This is a genomic window from Streptomyces sp. NPDC005784, from assembly GCF_042871525.1.
GTDB lineage: Bacteria > Actinomycetota > Actinomycetes > Streptomycetales > Streptomycetaceae > Streptomyces.
In genome coordinates, this window is sequence record NZ_JBIAIQ010000044.1 from 23,413 (window position 1) to 38,766 (window position 15,354).

General features: G+C 74.1%; 1 protein-coding gene. It reads left to right on the forward strand.

Going from position 1 to position 15,354, the window contains the following annotated elements:
* Positions 1-223 precede the first annotated feature (223 nt).
* A complete protein-coding gene (locus ACFYR3_RS39125; RefSeq protein WP_389286830.1) occupies positions 224-14,971 on the forward strand; it encodes an SDR family NAD(P)-dependent oxidoreductase in 14,748 nt (4,915 codons plus the stop codon).
* Positions 14,972-15,354: the final 383 nt, after the last annotated feature.

The following is a 15,354-nucleotide window of genomic DNA, read 5'->3' on the forward strand; positions in this document are numbered from 1 at the left end:
GGTCGTAGGTACGGCGCTCGTGCGTCAGCGCCATGAAGGTCGTACCGCGCTCGAATCAGCCGCCGAAATCCGCCGCACGCCACCCGAATTCACCGTCTGCCGTCTGCCGTCTGCCGTCTGCCGTCTGCCGTGCGTCGGCGGCATCAGTCGTACGCCGTGCGCGCCCGTCGAGTCGGCCGTACGGAATCCACCTGAGCCCAAGTTCACGAGGACACCAGCCCAGATGCCTGCGAACGAGTCCCCGAAGCAGTTCCCCGAGACGTCCGCGACGACCTCCGAGGGGGTGCGGGCCTGGCTGACGTCGGCCGTCGCCGAAGCGGCCGGGCTTGCCCCGTCGGCCGTCGTGCCGGACCGCCCGATCGCCGAATTCGGTCTGGGATCAAGGCAGTTGGTGACGTTGGCCGCCGGCCTGTCCAAGTGGACCGGGCGGTCCGTTGAGCCGTCCCTGGTCTTCGACCATCCCACGATCGCGGGGATCGCCGAGGCCGTCTTCGACGAACAGCCCCTGGGTACGGCCGATTTGGCCCCGGCCTCCGCGCCCGCCGGCCCCTCCGTGCGGAGGGACGACGACATCGCGATCATCTCCATGGCCTGCCGGTTCCCCGGCGGCGCCGACGACCCGGAGGAATTCTGGCGGCTGCTGGCCGCGGGCGAGGACGCCGTCGGCGAGGTGCCCGCGGGCCGCTGGGACACCCAGGGGCTCTACGACCCCGACCCGGAGGCCACCGGCAAGGCGTACACCCTGCGCGGCGGATTCCTGACCGGCATCGACCGTTTCGACGCGGCCTTCTTCGGCATCTCGCCGCGCGAGGCCGCGGCCATGGACCCGCAGCAACGGCTGCTGCTGCAGACCGGCTGGGAGGCGATCGAGCGCGCCGGGATCGTCCCGGAGACGCTGAACGGCAGCTCAACGGGGGTCTACGTCGGCCTGTACGACAGCGGATACCTCGCCTCGGCCCCGCTGGACCGGCTCGACGGGCACGTCGGCACGGGCTCGGCGTCCAGCGTGGCGTCCGGGCGCATCGCCTATACCCTCGGACTCCAGGGGCCGGCCGTCACGGTCGACACCGCCTGCTCCTCCTCTCTCGTGGCCCTGCATCTGGCGGCGCGGGCGCTGGCCGGCGGCGAGTGCGACCTCGCGCTGGCCGGTGGCGCGACGCTCCTCGTGACACCGCGCGGGCACGTCGAGTTCAGCAGGCTGCGCGGGCTGTCGCCGTCGGGGCGGTGCAGCCCGTTCTCCACCGAGGCGGACGGGGTGGTGTGGGCCGAGGGCTGCGGTCTGGTGCTCCTCAAGCGGCTCGCGGACGCGCGCCGGGACGGTGACCGGGTCCTCGCGGTCGTCAAGGGGTCGGCGATCAACCAGGACGGCCGCAGTCAGGGCCTGAGCGCGCCGAACGGTCCTGCGCAGGAACGGGTGCTGCGCGCCGCCCTCGACGACGCCGGGCTCCGGCCGGACGACCTGGACTACGTCGAGGCGCACGGCACGGGCACGCCGCTCGGCGACCCCATCGAGGGCCGGGCACTCGCGTCGGTCTTCGGCCCGGGACGCCCGACGGACCGGCCGCTCGGCGTCGGCTCCCTGAAGTCCAACATCGGTCACACACAGGCCGCGGCGGGCATCGGCGGCGTCATCAAGACGGTCCTGTCCCTCGGCCACGAAAGGCTCCCGGCATCCCTGCACGCCGACACCCCGACCGAGCACGTCGACTGGGCGGACGGCGGCCTGCGCGTGCACAGCGACGCCGAGCCGTGGCCACGGCGCGGTGACCGGGTGCGGCGGGCCGGGGTGAGCGCGTTCGGGATCAGCGGCACCAACGCGCATGTGGTGCTGGAGGAGTCACCGCAGGACCTGACACGACCGACGGTGACACCGACGCAGGGTGCGACACCGGCGAAGGGTGCGACACCTACTTCGGCCGCCACTCTGCCACAGGGCGTGACACCGACACCGGCTGCCACTTCGGAACACGCCACGGCGCCGACGCCGGCCCCCGAACCGGCGCAGGCCGCGACACCGGCGCAGGCCGCGACACCGACGCCGGCCGCCACTCCGGCACAGGCCACGACGCCAAGGCCGACCGCCCCTCCGACGCCCGTCCAGCACCCCCGTACCGGGCAACCGACGCTCTTCCCGCTGTCCGCCCGCACCCCCTCGGCCCTCCGTGGCCAGGCGGCCCGCCTGCTCGACGCGCTCGCCGCGCAACCGCGGCCGGAGCTGCCCGACGTGGCGGGAACACTGACCCACCACCGCACGCACTTCGAGCACCGCGCCGTCGTCAGGGCGGGCGACCACGACGAACTGCTCACCGCGCTCCGCGGCCTCGCCGAGGGGAAGCCGGACCCCGACCTGGTCGTGGGCCCGCAACAGACCCTCCCACCGGGCAAGTTGGCGTTCGTCTTCCCCGGCCAGGGTGCCCAGTGGTCCGGCATGGCCCGCGAACTCCTCGACCGGTCACCGGTGTTCGCCGACGAACTCGACCGCTGCGACGCTGCGCTGCGCCCGTTCACCGACTGGTCGGTGGCGGCCGTCCTGTGCGGCGACGAGGGCGCGCCCTCCCTGGAGCGGGTGGACGTCGTCCAGCCGGTCCTCTTCGCCGTGATGGTCTCCCTGGCCGCGGCGTGGCGGGCCCGTGGCGTACGGCCGGACGCGGTGATCGGGCACAGTCAGGGCGAGGTCGCCGCGGCCTGCGTCGCCGGGGCGCTGAGCCTCAACGACGCCGCAGCGGTGGTCGCCCTGCGCAGCCAAGCCCTGACCCAAGTGTCCGGCACCGGGACCATGGCCGTCGTCGCCCTCCCGCACACCGAGGTGGAGGCACGCCTCGCCGACCTCGGCGGCCGGGTGTGCGTCGCCGCCGTGAACAGCGGCCGCTCGACGGTGATCGCCGGTGACGAGGAGCCGCTCGACGCCCTGCTCGCCGACCTCGACCGGGAGCAGGTGTTCGTCCGCCGCCTCGACGTCGACTACGCCTCCCACAGCGCCCGGGTCGAGCCACTGCGCGCGACGATCCTCGACGAACTCGAAGGCGTTACGACCACTCCTGCCACCGTCGCCTGGTATTCCACGGTCACCGGCGAGCCGGTCACGGAGGAGCTGGAGGCCGGCTACTGGTACACGAACCTGCGTGAACCCGTGCGCTTCGCACCCACCGTGGAACGCATGGCGGCCGACGGCTACCGTCACTTCGTCGAACTCAGCCCCCACCCCTCCCTCGTCACCGCCGTGCGCACGATCGCCGAGGACGGCGGCCACGAGGATCTGGTCGCCGTCGGATCACTGCGCCGCGACGAGGACGGGCCCGCCTGTCTGGACCGGGCCGCCGCCGAACTCCACGTCCACGGACGGCGGATCGACTGGCGCCGCGTCGTTCCCGACGCCCAGGCGGCCGACCTGCCCACGTACGCCTGGGATCCGCAGTCCTACTGGATCGACCCCGAACCCGGGTCCGGGGCCGTGACCTCCGGTCTCTTCGACCGCGCCGCGCACCCGTTGCTCGGCGTCCAGTTGCAGTCGGCGGACGAGACCCGCTGGACCTTCCGCAACGAATGGTCCCCGGCCACCGCCGACTGGCTGCCGGAACACACCGTGTTCGGGCGGACCGTGGTGTCGGGCACGACCGTGCTGGAGCTGTGCCGTGCCGCGCTCGCCGCGGCCCGCCCGGACGTTCCCGCCGACGTCACCGATCTGCTCCTGCTCGCGCCTCTCGTGCTGCCGCAGACCGGCACGGTCGAGGTATCGGTCGAAGTGGTCACCACCGGATCCGCGCCCGAGGTGACCGTGCACAGCCGCCCGCGCGGCCGGCAGGCCCCGGGCTGGACCCTGCACGCCACCGCGTCGGCGGCGGCCCCCGCCCCGGTGACGGCGGCGCGGCCGCCGGTGTGGCCGGAGGCCGCCGAGTCGGCCTGGAGCGCGGGGACGTACGAACGGCTGGGCGCGCTCGGTCTCGGTTACGGTCCCTCCTTCCAGGGCGTCCGGTCGGCGGTCACGACCACCGCCGACGGCGAGCTGCTGGCCAAGCTGTCGCTTCCGGCCGTGGCCCGCGACGCGAGCGATCCCTACCCCGTCCACCCGGCGCTGCTGGACGCCGCACTGCACGTTGCCGCCGCGCTGGACGCGTCCGACGGCCGGGTGCTGCTGCCGGTCGCGGTGGGCCGCTGCGTCCTGCCGCCCGGCGGCGCGAGCGACCTCACGGCGCTGGTACGGCGGTCGGGCGGCTCGGGGACGGACCTCACCCTCGACGTGACCCTGTGGGACACCGACGGTCTCCCGGCGGGCCGGCTGGAGGACGTACGGCTGCGGGCCGCCGACCCGGCGGACCTGAACGGCGCGTCGGAGAACGGCCGTCTCCTGTACGAAGTGGCATGGACGGCGGTGACCGAACAGCCCGCGGCGGTACCGGGCGCCGTGTGGGCCGTCCACGGCGACCGCTCGGACCCGCAGGTCGCGGCCGCCCTGCGCGGCCTGGCGGCGGCAGGTGTCCAGGTGCGCGAGACGGACGCCGACATCGCCGTACGATTCTGGCCGCGTCCGGCGGCTGACGCCGAACCGGCTGCAGTGGCACAGGAGTTGGCCGCCACCGCGCTGGCCGAACTGCACACCCTGATCGCGCTCGCGGATGACGGACGGCCCGCCCGGACCGTCTGGGTGACCCGCGGCGCGGTCGCGACCGGTCCCGGGGACACCGTTCCCGGCCTGGCCCAGTCGGTGCTGTGGGGCCTCGCCCGCAGCGCCCGGACCGAACACCCGCACCTCGGGCTGACCCTGCTCGACCTCGGGGGCTCCGCTCCCGCCGACGTCCTGCCGACAGCCGTCGCCCATGCCGACGAGCCCGAACTCGCCTTCCGGGACGGCTCCTTGCTCGTACCGCGGCTGGTGCGTGCCCGCGCGGCCGACGCGCTGCGGATCCCGGCCGGTGACTGCTACGAACTGGCCGGCCCCGAGACCGACCCGACCCTGCGCGCGGTGGCGCCCCCGGCCCTGACCTCGGGCCGAGTGAGGATCCAGGTGCACGCCGTGGCGGTTCCAGGACCCGGCGGGAAGCAGCCGCGTATCGCCTGCGCAGGTGTGGTCACGGAGACCGCCGCGGACGTGACGGACCTGAGCCCCGGCCTGCGGGTGGTCGCCCTCGCCGACACCCCGCCCGGCTCCATGGCGGTCGCCGACGCACGGCTGGTCGCGGTGCTCCGGGACGACGTTCCGTTCACCACCGCCGCAGCCCTGCCCCTCGCGCCCGACGGCGCCACCGGCATCGAAGAGGCGGCCCGCACGCTGCACGAGACCGTCGCCGGGCGGCCGCGTCCGGCCCGCCCCCAGATCCTGCCCGTCACCGCCGCACGTGAGGCGATACGGCGGGGCAGGGCGTCGAGCACACCCGTCGTCCTCGACCTCGTCGGCCGTGGCGCCCTGGCGCCCACCGACGGCACGGTGCTGATCACGGGCGGGCTCGGTGCCGTCGGCCGGCACATCGCCCGGCTCCTCGCCGAACACGGCGTCCCCCGACTCCTTTTGACGTCACGTCAGGGACCGGCGGATCCGCGTGCCGCCGAGGTGACCGCCGAACTGACCGCGCTCGGCGCCGAGGTCGAGATCGCGGAGTGCGACATCGCGGACGCGACCGCCCTGGCCGGCGTACTCGCCGCTGTCGGCGACGAGTTGCCCCTGCGCGGTGTCGTGCACTGCGCCGGAATCCTGGACGACGGAGTGGTCGCCGACCTGACGCCCGACCGCCTCGCGCGGGTGCTGCGCCCCAAGGTGGACGGCGCCGCCCATCTGCACCGGCTCACCGCCGACACCCCGCTCGACCTGTTCCTGCTGATCTCCTCGGCGGCCGGCGTGCTCGGCAATCCGGGCCAGGCCAACTACGCGGCGGCCAACGTCTTCCTCGACCAACTGGCCCACCACCGGCGGGCCCTGGGCCTCCCCGGGATCTCGGTCTCCTTCGGCGCCTGGGCGGGCGAAGGACTCGCCGCCGAACATGCCGACCTGGACCGGATGGCCCGGCTGGGCCACCGCGCCCTCACCCCCGACCAGGGCCGTGAACTCGTCGAACTCGCCCTGCGCCGGGGCGCACCGCACCTGATCGCCTGGTCCCTGGACCTGCCCCGCCTGCGCGAGAGCACGGCTGCCACGGACGACGGTACGGCGGCCCTTTGGCGTTCCCTGCTGCCCGCGCCCCGCACCGGTCAGGACGGCGGTGCCGGTCTGGTGGACCGGCTGGCCCGGCTCCCGGAGGCCGACCGCGCCGCACGTGTCCTGGCCCTGGTCCGTGAGGAGGCGTCCCGGGCGCTCGGCCTGCGCTCGGCGGAGTCCGTCCGTCCCGATCAGCCGCTGCGTGAGCTCGGCATGGACTCGGTGACGGCGGTGGAACTCCGCAACCGCATCGGCACCCGGATCGGCGCCAGGCTCCCCGCCACCCTGTTGTTCGACCACCCCACCGCGGCCCGGCTCTCCGCCCACCTGCTTGCCACCGCCCTCGCCACGGACGGCCGCACCACCCGGCGCGGCGCACCCGATCCGCGGCCCCCCCGCACCCCGGCGCCGGCGTCGGACGAGCCGCTGGCTCTGGTGGCCATGGCCTGCCGTCTGCCCGGCGGAGTGAGCGACCCCGAGGGCCTGTGGCATCTCGTCGCCGAGGGCCGCGACGCGGTGGGCCCGTTTCCGGCCGACCGCTGGGACGTGGAGTCGCTGCACGACCCCGACCCGGAGGCCCTGGGCAAGTCGTACGCCAAGGAAGGCGGCTTCCTCGACGACCTGGAGTCCTTCGACGCGGGCTTCTTCGGCATCACCGCGAAGGAAGCGGCGGCCATGGACCCGCAGCAGCGGATGCTGCTGGAGACCGCGTGGGAGGCACTGGAACGCGCCGGGATCGTGCCGGCCGAGCTGGCGGGCACCACCACCGGCGTGTACGTCGGCATGTTCGGCAGCGACTACCTCGCGGGCTCCCGGCTCGATGAGCTGGACGGGTACGTCGGCACGGGATCGGCGCCGAGCGTGGCCTCGGGCCGGCTCGCGTACACGCTGGGCCTGACCGGACCGGCGCTGACGGTGGACACCGCGTGCTCGTCGTCCCTGGTGGCGCTGCACCTGGCGGCGCAGGCGCTGCGGTCGGGCGAGTGCGACCTGGCGCTCGCCGGCGGGGTGACGCTGATGGTGACGCCGGGAACCTTCGTCGAGTTCAGCCGTCTGCGGGGGCTGTCCCCGACCGGCCGCTGCCGCTCATTCTCCGACGACGCCGACGGCGCCATCTGGGCCGAGGGCGCGGGCATGGTCGTACTGAAGCGGCTCGGCGACGCGCGGCGCGACGGCGACGAGGTGCTGGCCGTGCTGCGCGGTACGGCCGTCAACCAGGACGGCCGCAGCCAGGGCCTCTCCGCGCCGAACGGTCCGGCCCAGGAACAGGTGATCCGGCGGGCGTTGGAGCTGTCCGGTCTTGAACCCGCCGACATCGACTACGTCGAGGCGCACGGCACCGGCACCACCCTCGGCGACCCGATCGAGGCGAACGCCCTCGCCGAGGTCTTCGGCACCTCTCGCCCCGAGGGCCGCCCCCTGTATCTCGGCTCGCTCAAGTCCAACATCGGTCACGCGCAGGCGGCTTCGGGCGTGGCCGGTCTGATCAAGGTCGTGCAGTCCCTGCGGCACCGGTCCCTGCCGCGCACCCTGCATGCGGGCACGCCCAGTCGCCATGTCGACTGGGACGACAGCGGGTTGCACCTGCTGCGGGAGACGGTCGCCTGGCCGTCGTCGGGCGAACGCGTACGTCGGGCCGGAGTGAGCGCCTTCGGGATCAGCGGAACCAACGCGCACCTGATCGTGGAGGAGGCCGATCCGGCCGAGGCCCTGCCGCAGGGCGAAACCGCCAAGGGCGCAAGGCTGTTCGCGCTGTCCGGGCGCGGTGAGGCCGCCGTGCGGGGGCAGGCGGGACGGCTGGCCCGGTACCTGGACGAGGATGTCGCCCTGCCCGACGTCGCCCACACCCTGGCGCGACACCGCAGCCACTTCGAACGGCGAGCGGGCATCGTGGCCGCCGACCGGGACGAACTGCGGTCACGGCTCGAGGCGTTGGCGACCGGACGGACGTCACTGGCCCCGCCCCGCGCGGAGCACACGGGCAAGGTGGCCTTCGTCTTCGCCGGGCACGGCGGCCAGTGGCCGGGCATGGGCCTGGAGTTGGCGGCCGAGTCGCAGGCCTTCCACGAGGAACTGGCCCGTATCGACGAGGCCGTGCACCGACAGGTGGGCTGGTCGGTGCTCAACGTGCTGTCGGCACCCGAGGAGTTCGCCCCGCTCGACCGCACCGAGTACCTGCAGCCGGTGCTGTTCGCCGTCAACGCGGCCCTGGCCGCCGCCTGGCGAGCGCTCGGCGTCCGCCCGGACGCCGTGATCGGGCACAGCCTGGGCGAGATCGCCGCCGCGTACAGCGCGGGCGCCCTCACCCTGGACGACGCCGTGTCCGTGGTGACCGGGCGCGCCGGAGCGGTCGCCCCGTTGGTCGGACAGGGCGGCATGCTGGCCCTGGAACTGCCGCGCACGGAGGCCGAGAAGCTGCTCGCGTCCCACCCGGACCGGCTGTTCGTCGCGGCGGTCAACAGCGCGCACTCCACGGCCGTCTCCGGCGACACCGAAGCGCTGGCCGAACTGCGCGCGCACCTCGAAGCGCGGGGTATCCCAGTACGGCGGCTGTCGACGCCGTTCGCCTCCCACACCCCCCTGATGGACCCGGTCCGCGCTGATCTGCTGGACCGGCTCTCCGGCATCCGGGGAACGCGCACACCGACCCCGCTGTACTCGACGGTGCTGGCCGAACCGGTGCCCGGCGACCGCCTGGACGCCGACCACTGGTACGCGAACCTCGGGCGCCCCGTCCGTTTCGCGGACACGATCCGGCGGATGCTGGACGACGGCTACCGCTACTTCGTCGAGTTGAGCCCGCACCCCTCGCTCACCGCGTCGGTCGAGGCGGTGGCGGCCGAGGCGGGGATCGACGCGGTCGCGGTCGGCTCGCTGAGCCGCGGGCGGGACGGACGGGGTGTTCTGCTGGGCCGGCTGGGGGAGTTGTACGAGGCCGGGCACACGCCCGACTGGCCGGTGCTGCTCCCCGAGGGCCGCCGGATCGACCTGCCCACGTACGCCTTCGCCCGCGAACGCCACTGGCGCGCACCCGCCCCGGCCACCGCGACGGCCGGGGGTTCACCGCTCCTCGGCACGCATGTCGAGGCCAGCGACACACCCGGCCGGCACATCTTCCAGAGCGACATCGACCTGCGAGACAACCGCTTCGCCTACCTCACCGACCACCGGGTCACCGGAGAGGTCTGGCTGCCCGGCGCCGCCTTCCTCGACCTGGCACTGGAGGCCGCGTCCGCACTGCGGGACGGCGGCGAGGTACGACTGGCCGACGTGAGATTCGTGCGGCCCCTGGTGCTGGACGCGGACAAGCCCGTACGGCTGCAACTGGTCCTGCGGCCCGCCGGGGAGGACGGCTCACGGGAGTTCACGATTGCCTCGGCGGCCACCGGGGAGCGGCGCGCGGCGTGGGAGCAGCACGTCACCGGACGGGTCGTCGACGGCGTCGCCGAGCCCGCGCCCGCCGCGCCCGACGCGGGCGAGGAGCCCGCCGCGCTGCGCGAGCGGTGCGACGAAGCGGCCGACCTGCCCACCGTCTACGCGGGACTCACGGCCCTGGGCATCGACTACGGCCCCGCCTTCCGGATCCTGGAGCAGGGCCACCGCACGGACACCGCGGCGATCGGCCGACTCGCCCGGCGGCCCGCCGCCGGTCATCTGCTGCACCCCGCGGTCCTCGATGCCGCCTTCCACACGGCGGCCCTGCCGGCCGACGCACCCGCGGGCCGGGCCTTCGTGCCCGCCGGTGTCGGACGGCTGCGCTTCACCGGCCTGCGCTCCGCGCCCGCGTGGGCGACGTGCCGACTGCGCTCCGTGGACGGCGACACCGCACTCCTGGATCTGCGGCTCTGGGACGAGAAGGAACAACTGGTCCTGGAGGTAACGGAGTTCGAACTCGCCGCGCTCTCGCCGCTGGACGGCGCGCTCTTCGAGACCCGCTGGCAGCCGCGCCCGGCCGCACAGGAGCAGCCCGTCGACGGCAGCTGGCTCGTCCTGGCCGACGAGACCGGGGTGGCCGACGCGCTCGGACAGCGGTTGGCCTCCGCCGCCGTGCCGCATGTGATCGTGCGCAGGGGCGCGGTGTTCGGCGCCGAGGGCCCCGGCCGCTATGTCCTCGACCCGTCCGATCCACGGCAGTTGACCCGTCTGCTAGACGAGGCCTTCGCCGACGGGCCGCCGGAGCGGGTGGTGCAGCTGTCCGCACTCGACGCGCCGGCCGTCGAGGACGCCGCCACGGCCGAAGAGGCCGCGCGGTACTGCTGCTTGAGCACCCTGCACCTGGTACGGGCGCTCGCCGACCGCCCCCGGGGCCGCGCCCCCCGCCTGTTCGTGGTTGTACGGGGCAGCCAGGCCGCCGGTGACAGCACACAGGTGACGCACCCTCAGCAGGCCCTCGCCTGGGGCTTCGGACTCTCGGTGGCCCAGGAGTACCCGGAACTGCTCACCACACTGATCGACCTGCCGCCCAGGGACGGCGACGACGATCTGTGGACACAGCTGCGGCACGCGGACGACGAACGGCTCGTCGCGCTGCGGGAATCGGGCCGGCTCGTGCCACGGCTGGCCCGCACCCGTCCGGACGACGGCGGGAACGGCGGGATCACCGCGGACGGCGTGCACCTGATCACGGGCGGCCTGGGCGGCCTCGGCCGGGTGGCCGCCGAGCGGCTGGTACGCCGGGGTGCCCGCAGACTGGCCCTGCTGAGCCGGGGCGGGCCCGACGCGGCCGCGGAGAGCTGGATCAAGAGGATCGAAGCACGCGGTGTCACCGTGCACCTCGCCCGCGCGGACGTCGCCGACCGCGCCGCGCTGGCAGCCGCCCTGGACGCCGTACGACGTGAGGTGGGACCGATCACCACTGTCGTCCACGGGGCAGGTGTCCTCGACGACGCCACGGTGGCGAACCTGACCGACGACCGCGTCCTGCGGGTGCTCGCCCCCAAGGTCCTGGGCACCACCCTGCTCACCGAACTGGCCCCGGAGGCCGAGAGGTTCGTCCTCTTCGCCTCGGCGGCCGGTGTCCTCGGCTCGGCCGGTCAGAGTCCGTACGCGGCGGCGAACGCCTTCCTCGACGCCTGGGCACACCACCTCTCCCGCACCGACCGCCGGGCGCTGAGCCTGGACTGGGGTGCCTGGACGGAGGTCGGCATGGTGTCCGGTTCCGACACCCGGGCCGCCGAGACCAGCCGTTCGGGTCTGGTCGCCTTCACCCCGGCGGAAGGCGGCGACCTGTTCGAGCGGGTGCTCGCCACCTCCCGCCGTCAGCTCGCCCCCCTCGCCCTGGACCGGGAGGCACTGGAGCTCGACCCGGACGCGGCGCGCATCCGACCCATCCTGGGCGACCTGATCACCGTCGCCGCGGGCCCGGCGGGCACGGACAACCTCGTCGCAGGGGTGTTCGCGGCGACGACGGACCAGGATCGGACCGCACGGCTCGAAGCGTATGTACGGGCCAAGGTCGACCAGGTCTCCGGCGGAGCCGGGGAGCTGTCCGCGACCACGCCCCTCAAGGAACTGGGCCTGGACTCGCTCATGCTGGTCCGGCTGCGCAACGCCTTCACCCGCGAGCTGGGCGCCGAACTCCCGGCCGCCGCCGTCTTCTCGGCGTCCGACATCCGGGGCCTCGCACGGGTCCTGGGCGAGGTGCTGCCCAAACACGGCACCGGGGCACGCAGCGAGGAGCCGCAGCCCGAAGCCACCGCCGAGGTGCCCGAGAGCGAGCTGCGGCCCGCGACCCGCGACGTCGTACGGCTGCTACGCAGCGCCCAGCCCGGCATGCCGGCCGCGGCGCACGCCGTCGGCCTGGCCGTCCGGCTCACCGCGCCGACCACCCGCGAAGCGCTCACCGACATCGTCACCCGGCTCGCCGGACGGCACGCGGCCCTGCGCACGGCGATGGCCGGAGGCGGCGGACGGGGCCGACAGCTGCGTGTGGAACGGGAGTCGACCGAGCCGTTGCTGCACTGGACGGACGTGCCCGCCGATGCCGTACTCGACGCCGGCGACCGGTTGTCCCGGCTGCTGGAACCGCCGTTCGACCTGGCGAGGGCGCCGCTGTGGCGGTTCGAGCTGCTCGACGCCGGTGCGCGTGGCCAGATCCTGGTGTTCGGCGCGCACCACGCGGTGAGCGACCTGCAGTCGCTGCTGCTCGTCGCGGGGGAGATCGACGCCGAACTGTCCGGCACCGCACTCGGTGACGCCGTCACCAACCGTGACATCGACCTGCTGATCGAGGCCCAGCGGACCGGCGATGCCGCCGGCGCCGACGCCACCGAGTGGCGCGAGGCCTTCCACGGCAGCGAGCGTCTCGACCTGACGCTCGCCCGGCCGCGCCCGGCGGCGCGTTCGTACCGGGCCGGGAGCGTGACCGTGGCGATACCGGACGGCCTGATGGAACGGGTGTCGGCGGCCGCGAGCAGGCTCGCCGTCACACCGGCCGCCTTCTGCCTCGGCAACCTGACCGTACTGCTGGCCAGGATGCGGGAGCGGGAGCGTTTCGTGCTCGCCGTGCCCGTCGACACGCGCATCCACGCCGACGCGTACGACGCGGTGGGCTTCTTCGGCGTACCGGTGCCGTTCCCGGCACAAGCGGCGGCGGGGGAGCGGATCGAGGAAGTACTGCACCGGACGGACGCGCGCCTGGACCGGGTCCTCGCGAAGGGCGCCATGTTCTCGGACGTGCTGTCGACCCTGGCCGGGCAGGGGCTGCACCGGGCGAACGCCCCGCTGGTGGAGGTGTACTTCAACTATGTACGCTCCTCGGCGGCGGCCCGCCTCGGCCGGCTGGAGGTGCTCCCGGCCGGAACGGGATATTCCGACCTGGACCTCATGGTCACCATGACCCCGGACGCGGGCCGCGTACGGCTCGACCACAACCTCGACATCCTGGACGCGGTGACCTCCACCGAGCTGGCGGAGGCGTTCCTGCGGCTGCTCGCCGAGACGGCGGACGACCCGACCGGGGCGGTCCGAACGACGGGTGCGACGGCAACTGCCGCGACGGGCACGACAGCGACGCCGGTCGCTACGGACACGACGGCAGCGACGGTCGCGACGGGTACGACGGCAGCGACGGGTACGACGGGTACGACGGGTACGACGGGTACGACGGGTACGACGGGTACGACGGGTACGACGGGTACGACGGCAGCGCCGATCGTGACGGGTACGACTGCAACTCCGGCCGAGACGGGCGAGACGGCAACTCCCGTTACACGGAGGCCCGTTGCCCACCCGCGCCGCACGCTCGCCCTCGCCGCCACCTTCGCGCTCGGCAACCTGCCGCTGCTGTGCGAGGCGGCGCTCGAGGACGGCACGCGGGAAGGAGCGCCGGAACGGGAGCGGGACGAGGGTCCGACGGTCGCCGAAGCCCCTTACCACCAGGTGCTCGCCGCCCTGCGCGATCCCTCGGGCGTCTTCACCGATCCCACGACAGCGGTGGGCGTGGTGCTGCTGCGGGCGGCGGACCTGGAACGGTTCGGCCCGGTGGCCGACACGGTGCTGACCGAACTGCGCACCGCCTACCCGGCCGCGCTGCGGGCCCTGTCCGAGCGCACCCGCAGACCACTGATCGTCGGCATCCTGCCCTCGGCGCGGCACGAAGACCGCTTCGCGCGATGGGAGAGCGACCTGGTCGCCGAGCTGACCGATTCCCCCGGCATCGCGGTGCTGGGCCCGGACGACTGGACGCGGTACCACGCCGTCGCGGAACGCTTCGACGAACGGACCGAGCGGCTGGCCCATCTCCCCTTCACCCCGCACTTCCAGGCGGCGGTGGCCCTGCGGCTGGCCCAGCTGGTACGAGCGGTGCTGCGTCCCGCGCCGAAGGTGATCGCGGTCGACGGCGACGAGACCTTGTGGGGCGGGGTCGCCGGGGAGATCGGCCCCGCGTCGGTTGATCTGACCGGACCGCGCGCCCTGCTGGCACGGAGGCTGTTGCGGTGGCGTGCCGCGGGCGCGCTGCTCGCGCTGGTCAGCAACAACGACGAGGACACCGTACGGGCCGTCCTGGACCGTCCGGACAGCACGCTGAAGGCGGAGCACTTCAGCGTGCTGTCCGCCGGCTGGGGCCCGAAGCCGGGCCGTCTCACGGAGGCGGCGCGCACCCTCAACCTGGGGCTGGACAGCTTCCTGTTCCTCGACGACAACCCGGTCGAGATCGCGGGAGTGCGGTCGGCGCTGCCGGAGGTGCTGTCGGTGACCTGCCCACCGGAGGCCGAACTGGGCGAATTCCTCGGCCGGTTGTGGCCGCTGGTCCCCGCGGCGGCGACGGCCGAGGACGGACTGCGGGCAGGGTTCTACGCGCAGGAGCGGGAGCGTGACGCGGTACGCGAGCAGGCCGGTTTCGAGGAGTTCCTCGCCCAGTTGGAACTCGAGGTCGACATCCGGGCGCTGTCCGGGGCCGACGTCGAGCGGGCCGAGCAACTCGTCCGCCGCACCAATCAGTTCACCCTCCGTCCCCGGTCCGCCGACGGCGGCGATCTGGCGCGGTGGCGGGAGCACGGCGAGGTGTGGACGGCCGCGGCGCGGGACCGCTTCGGCGACTACGGCCAGATCGGCCTGCTCGCCCTGCTCGTGGACGGCGATCAACTCGACGTCCTCGCCTGGATGCTGAGCTGCCGCGCGCTCGGCCGAGGCGTCGAGGAACGGCTGTTGCGCTGGCTGGCGGACCGCGCCGACCGACTGGGCTGCGTGAAGGTCCGGTTGACGGCGGAGCGCACCGACCGCAACGTACCGGCCCGGCGTCTGCTGGCCGCGCTGGGTGGCGGCGACCAGGACGACGAGCACCTGGAGAGCGTGGTCACGCCGGAACAGCTGCGGGCCTTCCGCTCCTGGCGGCGGCAGTGAGCGGGGCAGCGGGCTCGGCCCGCGGAGGCAGTGCGGAAAGGGACAGTGCACGAGGGGGAAGGGCCCTGATGAGTGAAGTGAACGAGGACGCGTCGCCGTACGCCGGACAGTGGGCGACAGGTGAGGCGATCGAGCGGGGTGCTGGCGGGCCGAGCGTGGAGGCCCTGCTGGCCAGGCTCAGACAGGCCCCCACACCCACACCCACAGCGACTGGAACCGGCACGGAGCCGGGTCCGGGTGCCTCCGGGTCCCGTGCCGGTGGGGATGTGGGTGCGCCTGCCGTTTCGTCCATCGCTGGTGCGGCTGCCGGGCCGTCCGGTGTCGGGACGGATCTGCACGCGAATGCGCCCGCCGTGCCGCCCGGCGAAGACGCGAGTGTCGTT

Coding starts and splice junctions, on each gene's coding strand:
- ACFYR3_RS39125 (WP_389286830.1), top strand. CDS start 224: ATGCCTGCGAACGAGTCCCCGAAGCAGTTCCCCGAGACGTCCGCGACG.